This is a genomic window from Paenibacillus intestini (assembly GCF_030803945.1).
Taxonomy (GTDB): domain Bacteria; phylum Bacillota; class Bacilli; order Paenibacillales; family Paenibacillaceae; genus Paenibacillus; species Paenibacillus polysaccharolyticus.
In genome coordinates this window covers 444,431-460,857 of the sequence record NZ_JAURUN010000002.1, presented here as the reverse complement: position 1 = coordinate 460,857, position 16,427 = coordinate 444,431, and the positions used below count along the sequence as shown (strand labels likewise).

Genomic DNA, 16,427 nt, shown 5'->3' with positions numbered 1-16,427 from the left:
TTTTTTATTGCTGTTTACTTACATTGAAATGAGAAATCAATTCCTGTAGTTCTTCAGACATATCGTTGAGTCGAGTAGAGGAGTCTACCAACGTAATCAGAGAAGCCTTTTGCTCGTCTACAGATACAGAGATCTTTTCACTGCTATCAGCTGTCTTGCTTACACTTGCAGACAAGTCATCCGCTGTTGCGGTCATCTCTTCTGTGCCTGCTGAGATTTCCTGGGTTGCACTTGAAACTTCCTGGATTTGGTGGGATACCTTTTTCGCTGCTTCTAGGATTTCATCAAATAATTGACCGGTTTGATCCGCTACGGAGAGACCTGTATCTACTTCAGAAGTACCTTGTTCCATGGCTTGTACAGCTTGTTTAATACCGGCCTGAATCTCTTGAATCAATACGCCAACCTGACTGGTTGCCTGTTCGGACTGTTCGGCGAGCTTACGTACTTCGCCAGCAACTACCGCAAAACCTCTTCCTTCTTCACCTACACGAGCCGCCTCAATGGATGCATTAAGAGCAAGCAAATTAGTTTGGCTTGAGATCCCCGAGATTATGTTCAGAATATCACCGATTTCCTGTGAACGGCTCTCCAGCACTTCGATCGCTGAAGCTGTATTTTTCACAGATTGCGTAATCAGGTTCATTTGCTCGGATACCTGACGAACTACAGTATTACCTTGTTGTGAACGACGCTCCATCTCATAGGCTTCGTCCGCAACACTTGCGGAACTACTCGCAATGGTCTGGATTACGGTAGCCATCTCGGACATTGCGCGTGCACTATCACGGGTAGCCTGTTCTTGTGAACGGATGTTTGTACTAATATGAGTAACGTTATTGTTAATGGAGTCTGCATTTTCACTGTTGCGCTCAGAGACTTCATAGAGTTCCTTCGCAGACTGGTTTACTTCCTGGGAGGTCATTTGCACTTTAACGATCGTGTCGTTGATACGGCGTACCATGACATTGAATTTTTCGTTTACAAGTCCCAGATCGTCTTTTCCTGTCGGGATGTTGACATCCAGATTACCTCTGCTGACTTCATCGATGCCTTTGATCAGATGACGAATCGGAGAGAGGGTATTTTTCACGACAAGATATTGAATAATGAGGAACAGAAGCAAGAACGCTACCAGAATAATAACTCCATTTAATAACAAGGAATTCAGACCTTTTGGAACTGCGCTGGCATCCGCATCCACAGCGAAGTATGCGAAAATTTTGCCGTTGCTGTCTTTGATCGGATAAGCAATGGTCGTCCAGGTTCCGAAGTCATCGGAATAAAAGGTGGTGAACGTTGGACGATCGGTATTTAGCATCTCTTTCAGAGCATTGGCTACAACGACAGGTTGTTCGTACATATCGCCAATATTTACATTGTCGCTCTGAAAAGCCTCTCTCAGGTTTGTTGGCATCGCAACAAGGGAAGTTAACCGTTTGTTGTCGCCGCCAAGCTCCACACCGAAGATATAGGCTTGTGCAATGTTAGGATAATATTTTTGCATTTCGTCGAAATAAGCTCTTAGTTTCGTCTGAGCAGTACCTTCGTAGCTGCGCTCTGTAATTGCAGTTTGTACATCTGCCGCATTGATATCTTGAGCCCACTTTTTCGTAATCTGCGCTACTTGTCCATGCAGTTGATCAACCAGAATCGTTCTTTGGAAGTAATAACTGCTTGCAATCAGAGCCACGCCAATAATGATGATGTTGGTAAATGAGAGCAATAGGTTTTTAGAGAAAAACGACATGTTTTTCCAACTCAATGATTTCACTAAACTCCACTCCTGATCTTCTGTAAATTAAAAATCTGTAAGATGCGCTTTTGGAGCAAAAAGTTACTTCATTCTGTCATCTCCTTCTAAAGGGAAAGTGCGACAATGGTCTTGGTTTTCTTAGTCACTATGCAAGACTTATGTACCTTTTGAAACCAGTGTGTCTAATTATTAAAACACATCTATATCTATTATGTCGTGTAAAATGTCGTTAATTTGAATAGTTTTGTTAAAACTTTTTTAATATTTTACGTATTTATGGACATATCTTTCTTTTTATAGGTAATTAGTACTGTTTATTTTTAAAAATTGCCATTTTTTAGTTTCATTCTGTATTCTATAACATAGCGGGAAAAATTACACCATTTATCATCAGAAAGTCGATCTTAATCTGTTCAGGAAGCTTGGATATACATCGGATGAGGTTTTATCTATAATAACTACATAATGGTTTATACAAATTAATGAGCAGGCGGGGGTTAAATAATGAATCTGAAGCAGATTGCAGCAGAACATGCGGCAGCGTTCGTTGAAGATGGAATGAAAGTTGGTTTGGGCACAGGCTCAACCGCATATTATGCGATATGTCGAATTGGGGAGCGGGTTCGGGAAGGTCTGAACATTCAGGCAGTAGCTACCTCAGAGGCTTCAGACAAGCTGGCACGAGAATGGGGTATTCCGATTATTCCTTTTGACCAGATTGGACGACTAGATCTGACGATTGATGGGGCGGATGAAGTGGATCCAGATTTTAACCTGATCAAAGGCGGTGGCGGAGCTCTATTGCGTGAAAAAATAGTGGCAGCAAATAGCGATAAGCTGATCATTGTTGCTGACGGTAGCAAGGCTGTTCAAAAACTGGGGAAATTCCCTTTACCGGTAGAGGTTGTACCCTTTGCATCGGAATGGACTTTTCAGGCGCTTGAGAACATAGGATGTCAGCCGGAGTGGCGGATGGATGGGCAAAAACAATACCTTACGGATAACGGAAATCTGATTGCAGACTGCCATCTGGGGGCCATTGCCGATGCTTCCGAACTTAACGTACAACTGAATATGTTACCAGGTGTCGTGGATAATGGACTATTTGTGAAGATGGCGGACGTTGTGATCATTGCCAAAGAAGACGGCAGTATCGACGAACTTCACCGTCCGTAACGAATTTGACGGAAAGTTGGTGTCATGATCTAGAATGAGAGAATTTCCCCTTAGAGATGATGAGCTTGTTCTTCGAATCGTGGAGCAAGATGACCTTACTGAACTATATGAGCTGATTTATAAGGATGACAATCCCGAATGGAAAAAGTGGGATGCACCTTATTATCCGCTGGAGCATGAGCCATACGAGCGTTTTGTGCAGCATACACTTGCACGGTTGGAAGCAGATCAAAAAGCAGGGCGGCCAGCATCCCTTCGAATCATTGAGGCAGACGGAGAAATCGTTGGGCTGATCAGTTTGAAGATCCGTTATCGATGTGGCTTGAGATGGGAATTATCATCTACAAACCTTCTCGATGGGGGAGGGGGATCGGTACACTTTCACTTTATATGTGGTCAGGTCATTTATTTGAAAATCTGCCCATCGTGAGGGTTGGACTGACTACGTGGTCTGGTAATGAGCGAATGATGCAGGCTGCAACAAAAATCGGACTGCAAATCGAGGGGCGGATGCGGAAATGCCGGCTCGTTCTTGGAGAGTATTATGATTCCATTCGGATGGGCATGCTCCGCGAGGAGTGGGAGCAGAAGTTAACCGGTGAAACGGACGGAAATGTATATAACTGATGGAGGATTATAGAAATGCTGAAAACGGAGGATAACCGGGAGTTGTCATTGCAATTGTTTGTGGTTCTTATTCGCGCATACAATTCAGTGACATCACGTTCCAATCGGGACATCCAAAGCCATGGACTCAATTCCACAGAATTCGGAGTACTTGACTTGTTATATCATAAAGGACCACAGGCTTTGCAAAAGATCGGTGAAAAAGTATTAATGTCTAGTGGCAATATTACGTATGTTGTTGACAAGTTACAAAACAAGAATTTGCTTTTTCGGCGTCCCTCCAAGGAGGATCGCCGGGTTATATATGCGGAATTGACGGAAGAAGGGAAACAGTTATTCACGCAAATATTTCCACAGCATCATCAAGTCATTATTGACATTCTGGAGGGGCTTGAACCATCCGAAAAAGTTGAGGCGATACGCCTACTGAAGAAACTAGGGCTTGCTGCAGAAGGCAAAACGGACCTGCGTATATAACGTGGATCCGTTTTTTTTTTGTGTCTTCAACATACCTCGGATACTGGCTATATGGCTTGCGTATAGCTACATAATATAGGAAGATTGTTTTATATCATCGAAATGATATAGAACTCTTCATGTATACTAGATTAGTAGAGTTTCCTAAACGGAATGATATACATGATATAGATTTATGCGGCACAGGATGCAGGGCAAAGGAGGAATGCGTCGATGAGTCATCGGGAGGCCGGAGAACGTTTACTTCAAGATGCAGAAATCTTGGCTGAGAAAATAACCGAAATGCAGTATCGGTTGCAGCCCGACTTAATGGAACGTTTCGGTCCAATTGGAAAAATAAGAACCAAGCAGGACTCACAGTACAGTCTGAGCTATCTGGCAGAAAGTGTGCTTGTGAAAAGTCCCGGTTTGTTCACTCACTATATATCGTGGTTAAAAGTTCTGCTTGCCGGCTATCAGGTATCTGCGGAAGATCTGGAAATGAATCTTCAGTTGATTAAAGAGGCGTTAAATGAAGAAATCGAACAACCTCACCGTGAGTTTCTATTGGAATATCTGGAGATGGGGATCGATGTAATGAAGCATATGGATACCCAGGCCAGCTTTATTCATGCATCCATGCCCTACGGGCTCGAAGCAAAGACGTATTTGCAACATTTGCTAGATAATAAACGCAAGGAAGCTTTCGAAATTGTAGAGTCAGAACTGAATGATGGTGCAACGATCCGCGATATGTATCGCTACATTTTTCAGCCTGTTCAATACGAGATCGGTCGGTTGTGGCAACGGGGACAGATTAGTGTTGGTCAGGAACACTTTTGCACAGCAGCAACACAATCATTTATTTCTCGTTTGTACTCCAGATGGCTGATTGGACCGAATAAGGGGAAAAAACTGGTTGCAGCCTGTGTGGGGAGTGAACAGCACGAGATTGGGTTACGCATGCTTACAGATGTATTCGAAATGGAAGGCTGGGATACGTATTATCTTGGAGCCAATGTTCCAAATGGAAGCATTGTGGAAGCAATCAAGCGACATGAGAGTGATGTAATAGCGATTTCGGTGACGATGACTTATCATCTTCATCTGGCTAAAGAGTTGATTGAACGTATTCGCAACCATGCAGAAACGGCTCATGTCAAAGTGATGGTTGGCGGTTATCCGTTTAATATAGACAAAGAATTATGGCGAACAGTCGGTGCTGATGGTTATGCACCTGGAGCAGAAGAGGCTGTTGCTATTGCTGAGCGTCTGCTTAATCATCCGGTGTCGCTTGACAATGTAAGTACGGCAAGTGAATAGGAAAGGGATGAAGGGATGCCGAGTGACAATGAAGAGATACAGAGACTGCGTAAAACGATTGAGCAGTTATCTGACCAACTGATTCGAAGCAAGGAGCAAGAGGAACGCACTCTTTCAGCATTTTCTGATATGAATAATGAGCTTGTGACGCTTCAGCGGCAACTTTCCAAGAACAATGCGGGTCTTGAGTCAGCACGTCAGAAGGCTGTAGCATCTGACGAATCCAAAAGTGCTTTTATGGCGGTCATCAGCCACGACTTTCGGACCCCGTTAAACGGAATACTGGGGATGGCTGAGTTGTTAACGTTATCGCCTTTATCGGAGGAGCAGAAGGATTCAGTAATTGTTATCCAGGAGGCAGCCAAGCTTTTGCTCAAATTAATTCAGGATCTTCTGGATTTTTCCAAGCTTGAAGCAGGTCAATTGCGTCTTGAACAAGGAGAGGTAAAGCTCCAAGAGATTATGGATTACATCTTGCGTCTGCTTAAGCCCCAGATTGATAAGAAAAGAAATCGCATGATCATGGATTGTGACCCAGAAGTCGCCGCCGTGCTTGAAGGAGATTCCACCCGAATTACACAAATATTGATTAACCTGATTCAGAACGCAAACAAATTCACTACCGATGGATATGTTAAGGTGGAAGTTAAGCTTGTAAGGCAGCAGGTACGCACTCAGCTTGTACGCTTCGAGGTGCATGATACGGGAATTGGTATTTCAGAAGAAGATCAGATAAGTTTGTTCGAACCCTATATGCAGACAGAGCAGGGACGTTCGAAAGAGTATGAGGGTACAGGTCTTGGTTTATCGATCTGCAAGTCACTTGTTCAATTAATGAACGGAGAGATCGGAATCAGGAGTAAGGAAGGGGAAGGTTCCACTTTCTGGTTTGAGCTTGAACTTGGGCTACACTTGGTGGAAAGCAAAGAGAGTGCCAAGTTAACGGTAGCTGACGAAACTTCGGATCTTACAAATGATGCCAAAAACGATGTTGGTGATGCAACGAAGAACAGCTCTAAGGATGCACCTGAGCAAGATGCTCGCACCTTGCCCATTCTACTGGCTGATGATAATGTTATTAACCGTCAGCTTGTTCAACTGCAACTCAAAAAGCTGGGTTTTACTGAACTCGAATGTGTATCCAGTGGGGAAGAGGCTGTAAATGCGTTTCGTGATAAAACATACAGTCTGATTTTGATGGATAGTATGATGCCCGTTATGGACGGGATTGAAGCAACACGCCAGATCCGTGCAATAGAGCAGGATGAGATGCGTCCAGCGACGCCGATTATTGCAATGACAGGCAATGTAATGCAAAGTGAGAAGGACAAGTGTTATGAGGCTGGAATGAATGACTTTATCGGTAAGCCATTTACGTTAGAGGTGCTCGATACGACGATTCGGAAGTGGCACTCGGCATCGAAACCTGTACAGATTCTGAATATGGACGTTGTCCGTGAGATTGCTGAATTAAATACGGATGGTAGCCAAACGTTGCTCAGTATGTTGCTGGAGATGTACCGGGCGGAAACGCCAGGTAAAATTGAGGATTTGCGCAGACATGTTGTTTCAGCCGATCATAAGGCGGCGGCCGAGACTGCCCATGACTTGAAATCAGGAAGTCTAAGCCTCGGAATTAGTTATCTCTCAACGTTGTTCAGCCAGATTGAGAAATACGCGAAACAGGAACTAACCCATCAAGCAGAACCACTGCTTGATAAGCTACTTCCCGCGTACCAGGCCGCTTGCGGAGCGCTGCAGCAGGCTAATAAAAGTTGAAGCATGCTAGGTTATGACGGCATTATAATTGATTTAAATATGGAGTCGCTTTAACTCATAGACTGAAATGGAGGATTTTTTACATGATATTTTACGGGCTGGCGGCTCTCATCATCATCATAATAGCTCTGCTGTGGGTTGGAGGACTTTATTTCTTCAAGACAGCGATTCGGCGTACGCCGAAAACATTTTTGGCGGATAATCCGAATCTTAAAACGGAAGTGGAAGATGAACTGATCAGTTCTGTTGCTGATTTACAATGGCTTGATGCTCAGGATACCAAGACCGTGACCATCCAGTCTCAAGATGGATTGAGACTCTCTGGCATCTGGCTTCCTTCCAAGAACAAGTCTGCAAAGACAGTTATTCTGGCTCATGGCTACTCGGGGAAAGGCAGAGAAATGGCGGGCTTCGCCCGATTTTACGCTGAAACCCTGGGTTATCACGTATTAATGCCGGATGATCGCGGACATGGTCAGAGTGAAGGAGAGGTCATCGGATTTGGCTGGCTAGATCGGAAAGATTATGTTCAGTGGATCGGATGGGTGCTGGGACATGTAGGACTAAATACAGATATTGTTCTGCATGGCATATCGATGGGAGGTGCGACTGTGCTGATGACAGGCGGGGAAGAGCTGCCTGATCAGGTCAGAGCTATCGTATCGGACTGTGCCTATACATCGGTTGAGGAAGAACTGACATTCCAATTGAAACAGTTGTACAAGCTACCGCCTTTTCCATTCATTCCGGTGACCAGCTTGATTACAAGATGGAAGGCCGGATACTCATTTAAAGAAGCATCTGCACTGAAACAACTCGCCAAAGTTAACGTACCGGTCCTGTTCATCCATGGTGAGGCGGACACGTTTGTGCCAACGGAAATGGTATATCGCTTGTACGAAGCCTGTAAGGCAGAGAAGGAACTGCTGACGATTCCTCGTGCAGGTCACGGAACGGCCTTTCAGGTTGATCGCGAGAAATATAAAGCGTTGCTGGGAGCTTTTTTGCAGAAACATATGCCACTTTGAGATAACGGTTCACTGATGGAGGAAGATAGATATGCCACGTTTTTCAAGAGAATGCTCGTATTGTCATCAACCTATGAGAGAAGATGAATTCAAATGTAAGTCGTGCGGCAATATGGTAACGACCAAAACGGCCAAGCCAGATCAGCCATATATGTCGGAGTATGAAGAATCGACATTGGATCGTTATTCTATGGTGCTGCTCGTGATCATGACGATATTTTTTGCGCCCATTGCAATGACCATTGGTGGAATACTGTTGTTTAATGACTATGCCAGTAAACGGGATGCGGGGAAAATACTTGTCACGGCCAGTTTAATTATGATAGTAATTTATATGATTCTTTTCTTCGTTTTTAGGTGAACGTTACTGTAAAGGTCTAAATCCCATTGCAGGAGGTAACTGAATGCGGGAAGAACAATTTGAGGCTGCTCGTCAAGCCGAAGCGGGATATCATTCTAACTTTTATAAAAACAATGAATTGTTTGAAGACGGAACATGGATGTCCAGACCCATGCCTATGGTGATGGAGATGTTGGAACGTTTGCTTGTTCATAAACAGGAATTACGTGTACTTGACCTGGGATGTGGTGTGGGCAGACATACGATTCCGATTGCACAACGTCTGGCAGATACAAACAGCGAGGTTATTGGCGTGGATCTGTTGGATGAAGCGGTAGACGGACTTCGCAAGTATGCGAAACAGTATGAGGTGGATCACATCGTTCAGGCCGAAAAAGCAGATGTTGAGCATTACCGGATTCAACCGAAAGCTTTTGACTTTATTGCGGCCTGTTCCTGTCTCGAACACACATCTAGCAAAGAGGCTTTTCTTGAAACAGTGGAACGATTAAAAGAGGGAACCCGGCTCGGAGGTATCCATTGTATTACGATGAGTACCAGTGTGGAGGAAAAAGAAATCCAGACAGGCCGTCAGATTGAGCCATTGATTGAATTGAACCTGCCGACATCCGAAGTCATGGCTTTACTGGAACAAGCCTACGAGGGCTGGAATATTCTGTTTCAGGAGCATGTAATCCAGACGATCCAAGAAGAGAAATATGATAAACCGACAGAGTTTCGTTGCGAGTTGCTTCGGTTTGCTGTGCAGAAAGACTAAGTACTTATATTGGAGGAATTGTTTTGTTGAAAAATTTGAAGCCACGACTGCAGGAGCCGGAGGTACAGGAGCTGCTCTCTTATGCTGTATTCCCAGACCCGGATCAGGTTAATGAAACGGTACAGCAATATGTGACACAAAGTAACCTGTTTCTGACGGGATATGAGGATGAAGAACAGCTGGTTGGTCTAATTGGCTATGAACATACGGGAGCGAGCGAAATTACCATTCGCCATATTGCAGTTCTGCCCGAGAACCGTTTCAAAAATTATGGGCGGGGCATGATTTCACAGCTTCTTGCAGAGTACAATCCGGATACTTTGATCGCAGAGACAGATCAGGAAGCGGTGGAGTTTTACCGAAACACAGGATTTGTCGTTTATAGTCTCGGTGAACTGTATCCAGGCGTGGAGAGATTCCGCTGTGTGCTTGAGAAAGAGGACGATGAGCAGGAAGCTTAACAAGGGATGTGCTTTAAAACGTTTTGCGTATAATCATATACGATTAAATCAGATAGGATATTTGGCTTGGCAAAAGTGCTGAGCCAGATGTCCTGTTTTTTTGTTTAAGGAGTAGGAAAAAAGTATTGCTTCACAACATAGTTTCATTATAAAATTGTTTTATTGATGAATAGTTCGTTAAATGAACTAGTTTTGAAAGGAGAAAAATATATGAACATTCCAGATGCCAAAAGTTTGGTGAATCGTTATCTGGATGCGTCTTTCCTGGTTACCAAACGGTTTGATACCCAGATACGTGAAAAGGTAGGGCAAACGGTCACAACGGATCAGTTTTGTGCACTGCGCCTCATACATGAAAAGCCTGCCTGCACCCCGTCGGATCTTGCGGAGCTCCTATGTGTGGGCAAGAGCAGCATTACGGCTCTGGTAACCAAGCTGGCTGACCGGAATCTGGTGCATCGTGCAGGAGATGAACGTGATCGTCGTGTTATCTATCTGACTCTGACCGAGGCCGGTCTTCAGATTTACAAGGAGACTGAGCTGGAGATTCAGAAGGTTCTTGAACCTTACTTGAAACATTTTACACCAGAAGCGGTCCAGAACTTTATTGAATCTTTTGAGAAGCTTGCAGCGTTACTAACACAAGAAGAAGGGCTGGAGAAGTAATGAGAGCGATATTAAAAGGACGCTGGTGGATCATGGGGCTGTGGATTGTCGCCGCAGCTGTATTGATGTTTACCGCGCCAAACATGAGCGAATTAATTCGTGAAAAAGGACAGTTTTCCGTGCCGGAGGGGTACTCTTCCACAAACGCAGCGGCAATTTTGAATGAAGCCGCAGCCCAAAATGGAGAACAAAAAGGAACTTCTATTGCACTGGTGTTTTATAATCCAGATGGTCTTGGCACAACAGGTAAACAAGAGGCGGAAAAGGCGGTTAAACTGCTTGAGGCCGATAAACAAAAACTCGGCATTCTGTCTGTTCTGGAACCATTCTCACAGCCGGAACTGTCAGACAAAATGATCTCGAAGGACGGTAAAACCATTCTGACTTCACTCTCCATTGAGATGGGTGACCGCACGGTAAAGGAAATGCGGAACGATCTGAATGATGCGCTGGAATCAGTGAATGTCGAGCATTATATTACAGGTAAAGGGTTAATTGATGAAGATACGATTGAGAGTTCTCAGGAAGGACTCAAAAAATCGGAATACATTACGGTTGTCTTTATTTTGCTTATTCTGTTCCTCGTGTTCCGCTCGTTCGTGGCACCATTCGTACCGCTGCTGACGGTGGGCATCAGTTACATCGTATCCCAGCAGATTGTTGCGTTCCTGGTCGATGGGGTTAACTTCCCGCTCTCTACGTTCACACAGATCTTTATGGTTGCAGTCATGTTCGGGATCGGTACAGACTACTGCATTCTATTGATCAGCCGGTTCAAGGAAGAACTTGCGCACCATGAGAACACATGGGATGCCATTATAGCTACATATCGCACCGCAGGTAAAACAGTATTTTTCTCTGCTCTGGCAGTGCTGGTTGGATTCGTGGCCATCGGTTTCGCCCAGTTTATGTTGTACCGTTCTGCGGTCGCTGTCGCTGTAGGGATTGCCGTGATGATGCTGGCACTCGTGACGATTGTGCCATTCTTTATGGCTGTGCTGGGCAGAAAGTTATTCTGGCCATCCAAAGGATCACTTGAACATGCCGAGAGCAAAATCTATGGGGCTGCGGGCAAATTCTCACTTAAACGTCCGTGGGCAGCTCTGCTGATTGTTGCCGCAGTTACGGTGCCTCTTTTGTTGACATATGACGGGAAATTATCATTCAACAGTCTGGATGAGATTGGTGACAAATACGATTCGGTCAAAGCTTTTAATATTATTTCAGATAGCTTCGGGCCAGGAGAATCCCTGCCGGGTCAGATCGTCATTCAGAATGACGAAACGATGGATAATGCCAAATATATGGCTGTGGCAGAGAAGATCAGCCGCGAAGTAGAGAAGGTTCCCGGTGTTGCGGGTGTTCGTAGTATGACACGTCCAACGGGGGATGAGATCAAAGATTTTGAAGTAACCAAACAGGTAGGTACACTATCGGATGGTCTGGGCGAGGGCAAGACAGGTCTGGATAAAATCAGCGATGGTCTTAGCAAAGCTAGTAATGAATTGAGCAAAAATGAACCACAGCTTAAAGAGGCAGCAAACGGAGCAGGTCAGCTAACCAAGGGAACAAGCCAGCTGCAATCCGGTATTACGCAGCTTAGCGACGGACTAAAGCGCATTGAAAAAGGGATTCGGGACGGATCGTCTGGTGCAGGGGATCTCAAAGCCGGACTTCAACAAGCCAAAACCAGTGCAGACCAGCTAGCCAAAGCGAATGATCAGTTGTTGCAAGCCTACCGTCAGGCAGGAGCAGGTGTTGCTGCGCTGGGGAATGGAACGAAGGAACTGGAGCAGCAATTGACAGGTGTTTCAACAGCTTTGACGAGTCTTACAGCATCTTTCTCTGCTCTGGAAGAGCGTTTCCCTGAGTTGCAGCAAGATGCTGACTATCAACGCATCAAAGGCACGATTGGTCAAACCGGTTCAGGCACTGCGCAGCTTGCGCAAGGACTTTCCCAAATTCAGACGAATCTGAGTGCAGCGGCGGCTGGAATCAATCAAGCGAATGAAGGTTTTGCTTCCGCAGCGTCCGGACAGAAGGCTTTGGCCGATGGTCTGGGTCAGATTGTAACAGGTATTGGTCAACTGGAAACAGGATTGAAACAGGCTGCTGATGGTCAAGGTAAGGTGATCAAAGAAATCCCTTCTATCCAGAATGGTCTGGGTCAGCTTCAGGGAGGGCAGGAGAAGATCCAGAAGGGCTTCTCGGATCTCAGTGGTCAATTAACACAATTGACAGATGGCTTGAATCAAAGTGTTGATGGAATCAAGAAGGTGTCGGGCGGTCTCGATTCCGCTCAGGATTATCTGACACAACTGCAAAATTCACCGGATTCCGATCTCGCAGGCTGGTACGTTCCTGAAGAAGCCTTGAATAACAAGGACTTCAAAAAGGTATTCGATACGTATCTGTCCAAGGATCGCAAGACGATGACACTGGATGTTATTTTTGCAGAGAATCCGTATGGTACAGAAGCGATTGACCGTGTGCCGGATATCGAAGCGGCAGTGCATCGTGCAATTCAGGGCAGTGCGCTTGAAAAAGCCGATGTTGCCGTAGGCGGTGTAACCAGCACGTTTGCCGATTTGCAGTCGATCTCGAACAAAGACTACACACGTACCGTTATGCTGATGCTCGCAGGAACATTTATCATCTTGGTAATCCTGCTTCGTTCCGTCATCATGCCGATTTATCTCATTATTTCACTTCTGCTTGCGTACTTCACATCGATGGCACTTACGGAAGTGGTCTTTGTGAATATCATGGGTTATGCCGGAATCAGTTGGGTTACGCCATTTTTTGGATTCGTTATGCTGATTGCGCTTGGCGTTGATTACAGCATTTTCCTTATGGATCGATTTAACGAAAACAAAGGAATGAGAGTACAGGATGCAATGTTATACGCGATGAAAAACATGGGAACCGTCATCTTGTCCGCGGCGGTCATTCTAAGTGGAACTTTCGCGGCGATGTACCCGTCTGGGGTACTCTCGATGATGCAAATCGCTACCGTTGTGCTTAGTGGTCTGATTCTGTATTCTCTTTTATTCCTGCCATTATTCGTACCTGTAATGGTGAAGATGTTCGGGCGGGCGAATTGGTGGCCGTTCCGTAACAAGGAACAGTCGGAATCTTCCGAATCGAATCATACCGTTGGTATGTGATCATCATTGATGTTGATATTTCATATGGAAGGAAGGCTCTGCCGCATGATGCGGCGGGGCTTTCTTTTTTTATAATACTCATCATGGACACAAAGATTGGTGTTTGCCTAAGGACACTATCCCGCGCTTTGTCGAATCGATCTTCATAGGATATAGGGAGTTCATGAATGATCAGGGAGATCAGCAGAGAGAGGAGCGGCGGGATGGTATATCGTTATGTAGCTATAGGGGATTCCTTGACGGTAGGTACAGGAGCTTTGCTCGGAACCGGATTTGTTCCAATCTATCGCCGTATGGCGGAAATGAACCTTCGTACATTTGTCTCTATGGACAATTTGGGTGTGAACGGACTAACATCGGCAGAACTTCAGCAGATGATTAACGGACATCCTCGGGTGCGTCAAGCGATACGTGAAGCAGATATGATTACGGTATCCATTGGTGGTAACGATCTGATCCGTACATTTAAAGCTAGCGGAGGTATTCCAAATGCCGGGAAAATGACACAAGTGCTTGGTGAAACACGTCATCATGTATCTCAGGTTATGCGACAAATTCGGCAGTTAAAAGGGGATCAGAAGTACTTTGTTCGTTCCATTGGATTGTACAACCCGTATCCACAATCAACCGAAGCTGCATACTGGGTGCGACAGTACAATTCTTATCTGAATGGTGCAGGTTCAGGTAACTATGCATGTGCTCAGGTGTACGACAAGTTTGAAGGACGTGAGCGAGAATTGCTGTTCTGGGACAGAGTCCATCCAAACGCAAGAGGGTACCGGATTATCGCGGAGCAGTTGAATCGAACGGGCTATGTTCCTTTTGCTTGAAGCCTGAAGAAAACTAGACCCGCCTTACAACTTCCGATATGATGAAAGAGTTCATTCAAATTATCGTAACAGGGGAGTTCAAATCGGTGTCTAACAAACAGCAAAATTCTCTTCTTCCATCGGAAAAACAATTAATCTCTGAAGTGTTAGCCTTATACGGCTTCAGATCGGATTGGCAAGGTAAGCGCAGCAATGGAGGTATGAATAATTCTACTTTTGTACTTCACACCCGTGATGCAGATTATGTTATGAGACAATACGAAACACATAATGATCAAGCGAAAATAGCTTTTGAACATGGCGTGCTTATCGCACTGTCCAATACAGATTTTAAACTTCATTCGCCAACACCAGTCATTTCATTATCTAGTAGTAGCGGCAAGACCGCGGATCAAGAATCGAAGGAAATTAACCATTCTAATGAGGAGAATAGGCAGACTTACCAGATTGTACAAGATCATATCACGGGAACTTTTAAAGTCGTGGCTCTGTTTCGTTATTTGGAAGGCGTAAATCCGGTATGGGATTCCCCCGAGCAATTGCTTCCTTTGGGGCGGGCAGCGGGAAATCTCTCAACAGCTCTTGCCAAGCTCGAATTGGAACTTAAGCCGGTATATCCGCCATATTACCGGATCGACGAGGCTTATCCGCTGTGTACACCAGAACGTTTACTGGGAATGTGCGCTTCGCCGCCGGAAACGCTGAAGGCTTGTGCCGAGGAGTTAGAGCAGTTGCTGGTTGAACTGCCAGGTTTGTTCAAAGCATTGCGTGGAATGGAGCAACTTCCGCATCAAATCGTGCATGGTGATGTGAACGCATCCAATGTGCTGGTAGACCCAGAAGGCAACATGAGTGCGATTCTTGATTTTGAGTTTGCCACCTGGGATGTGCGGGTCATGGAACTGGCTGTTCCGATGTCTGACATGCTGACCATGGACAAGAGCGAAGAATGGATGTGGCAGGCGCAGGCTAATCTGGTGCAGGGCTTTCGAGAAGAGGTTGAACTCACCGCTGACGAACTGAAAGCAATCCCGCAGCTGATTTTGCTGCGAAGTCTGGATGTGGTTATGCATTTTATCAGCCGGATGCTGGAAGGGACGGATAAACCAGAGGTGGCTACAGAGCAAATTGTGAAACTCAAACAGCGAATGGACTGGATGGGGCGGCATGAGAATCAATTACGTCAATTGTTAACGAATTAACATGCGTGGCAAATAAATAAGTGTGCTGGTTCTGCTACGGACAAAAGAGCAGAACCAGCACACTTATCTTTCTTTTATAGGATGCTTGCTGATATACGAAGGTAGTTCAATCTACAAAGCACGTTTGCGGAACCAACTGCGGACAGCCCAGCGCCGTTCCTGACGTTTTTTATATTTGGGCAAGGAACGATACACATTCAGGGATTGATCATATGCTTGTTTGGCATCTTCATTACGCCCTAGCGAACGGTATACCGAGCCAAGCAGATAAAAGGCTTCACTGGAGGAAGAATGGATTTCCTGAAACTGCTGCACATAATGAAGGGCTTTGTCACGATCCGTATCCTTGAAGGCTGTAGCCAGATTCAGATAAGGCTGTCCGTACTTGACTCTGGGGTTAATCTCAAGTGCATGCAAGATATGACGTTCGCCTTCCGAGATTTTGCCGAGATACAGTTCAGTTGTGCCCAAAGCTTCCCAGTACTCAGCAGACTGTTCGTAAGGGCGTTCCAGTTCAAGCAAAAAGGCATGTGCCTCACTGTAACGTTTGCGTTCAATGAGCAATCGGGCCAGTTCCAGCTTGGAAGATACTTCGTTAGGGTTCAGCGCTAGCTGTTGTTTCAACCTGGAAATGTTACGCAACCGTTTAAGGGGTTTGGTGAAGCTTGGAAATACGCCGACAAAACGACGATCCAGGAAATACAGGATGACGAGCAGAATCAGAATGGCGATGAACGGATTGCCAACGATCTGCCAGAGCAGGCCAAAAATAAGAAATTTAATAATCACAGGTTCAACTCCAGTAACAATATAATCGTGTTGCGCAAACCTTGAATAT

14 protein-coding genes and 1 pseudogene are annotated in these 16,427 nt (G+C 45.2%); 13 read left to right on the top strand and 2 right to left on the bottom strand.

What is annotated here, in order from left to right; translation table 11 throughout:
* Positions 1-4: 4 nt before the first annotated feature.
* Positions 5-1,750, bottom strand: coding sequence for a methyl-accepting chemotaxis protein (locus J2T16_RS07285; RefSeq protein ID WP_090923961.1), 1,746 nt, complete (start codon positions 1,748-1,750; stop codon positions 5-7).
* A gap of 510 nt (positions 1,751-2,260) precedes the next feature.
* On the opposite strand from J2T16_RS07285, the gene rpiA reads away from it, so the two are divergent.
* From rpiA to J2T16_RS07220, 13 genes and pseudogenes are all read left to right on the top strand, one after another.
* On the top strand, positions 2,261-2,932 hold the full coding sequence (gene rpiA / locus J2T16_RS07280; RefSeq protein ID WP_499018040.1) for a ribose-5-phosphate isomerase RpiA: 672 nt from the start codon (positions 2,261-2,263) through the stop codon (positions 2,930-2,932).
* A 34-nt stretch (positions 2,933-2,966) separates the two neighbouring features.
* A pseudogene (locus J2T16_RS07275) lies at positions 2,967-3,559 on the top strand (GNAT family N-acetyltransferase).
* A gap of 15 nt (positions 3,560-3,574) precedes the next feature.
* Entirely contained in the window at positions 3,575-4,036 is a 462-nt protein-coding gene (locus tag J2T16_RS07270; RefSeq protein WP_123064387.1) for a MarR family winged helix-turn-helix transcriptional regulator, read from the top strand.
* Between the two features lie 213 nt (positions 4,037-4,249).
* The gene (locus tag J2T16_RS07265; protein WP_154983924.1) at positions 4,250-5,338 is read left to right on the top strand and encodes a cobalamin B12-binding domain-containing protein; all 1,089 of its coding nucleotides are present in this window, start codon (positions 4,250-4,252) and stop codon (positions 5,336-5,338) included.
* A gap of 15 nt (positions 5,339-5,353) precedes the next feature.
* Positions 5,354-7,117: an ATP-binding protein gene (locus J2T16_RS07260; RefSeq protein ID WP_499018038.1), complete on the top strand. Its 1,764-nt coding sequence runs from the start codon at positions 5,354-5,356 to the stop codon at positions 7,115-7,117.
* Between the two features lie 83 nt (positions 7,118-7,200).
* On the top strand, positions 7,201-8,145 hold the full coding sequence (locus J2T16_RS07255) for an alpha/beta hydrolase (RefSeq protein WP_499018037.1): 945 nt from the start codon (positions 7,201-7,203) through the stop codon (positions 8,143-8,145).
* A 112-nt stretch (positions 8,146-8,257) separates the two neighbouring features.
* Positions 8,258-8,506, top strand: coding sequence for a hypothetical protein (locus J2T16_RS07250; RefSeq protein WP_336122355.1), 249 nt, complete (start codon positions 8,258-8,260; stop codon positions 8,504-8,506).
* A gap of 43 nt (positions 8,507-8,549) precedes the next feature.
* The gene (locus tag J2T16_RS07245; protein WP_499018035.1) at positions 8,550-9,263 is read left to right on the top strand and encodes a class I SAM-dependent methyltransferase; all 714 of its coding nucleotides are present in this window, start codon (positions 8,550-8,552) and stop codon (positions 9,261-9,263) included.
* 26 nt (positions 9,264-9,289) lie between these two features.
* Positions 9,290-9,724 carry a GNAT family N-acetyltransferase gene (locus J2T16_RS07240; protein ID WP_464680771.1) on the top strand — a complete coding sequence of 145 codons (435 nt, stop codon included), beginning with the start codon at positions 9,290-9,292 and terminating at the stop codon, positions 9,722-9,724.
* Between the two features lie 210 nt (positions 9,725-9,934).
* Positions 9,935-10,390: a MarR family winged helix-turn-helix transcriptional regulator gene (locus J2T16_RS07235; RefSeq protein ID WP_499018034.1), complete on the top strand. Its 456-nt coding sequence runs from the start codon at positions 9,935-9,937 to the stop codon at positions 10,388-10,390.
* Positions 10,390-13,557: an MMPL family transporter gene (locus J2T16_RS07230; protein WP_336122357.1), complete on the top strand. Its 3,168-nt coding sequence runs from the start codon at positions 10,390-10,392 to the stop codon at positions 13,555-13,557. The genes J2T16_RS07235 and J2T16_RS07230 overlap by 1 nt, the downstream gene beginning before the upstream one ends.
* A gap of 167 nt (positions 13,558-13,724) precedes the next feature.
* Positions 13,725-14,387, top strand: a complete 663-nt coding sequence (locus J2T16_RS07225) for a GDSL-type esterase/lipase family protein (protein ID WP_261764541.1) — start codon at positions 13,725-13,727, stop codon at positions 14,385-14,387.
* A gap of 86 nt (positions 14,388-14,473) precedes the next feature.
* The gene (locus J2T16_RS07220; protein ID WP_499018032.1) at positions 14,474-15,589 is read left to right on the top strand and encodes a phosphotransferase enzyme family protein; all 1,116 of its coding nucleotides are present in this window, start codon (positions 14,474-14,476) and stop codon (positions 15,587-15,589) included.
* Positions 15,590-15,700: 111 nt separating this feature from the next.
* Here the strand turns inward: J2T16_RS07220 and J2T16_RS07215 are convergent, their stop codons facing one another.
* Complete coding sequence (locus tag J2T16_RS07215) at positions 15,701-16,378, bottom strand: tetratricopeptide repeat protein (protein ID WP_186809553.1); 678 nt, start codon at positions 16,376-16,378, stop codon at positions 15,701-15,703.
* Between the last annotated feature and the right edge of the window lie 49 nt (positions 16,379-16,427).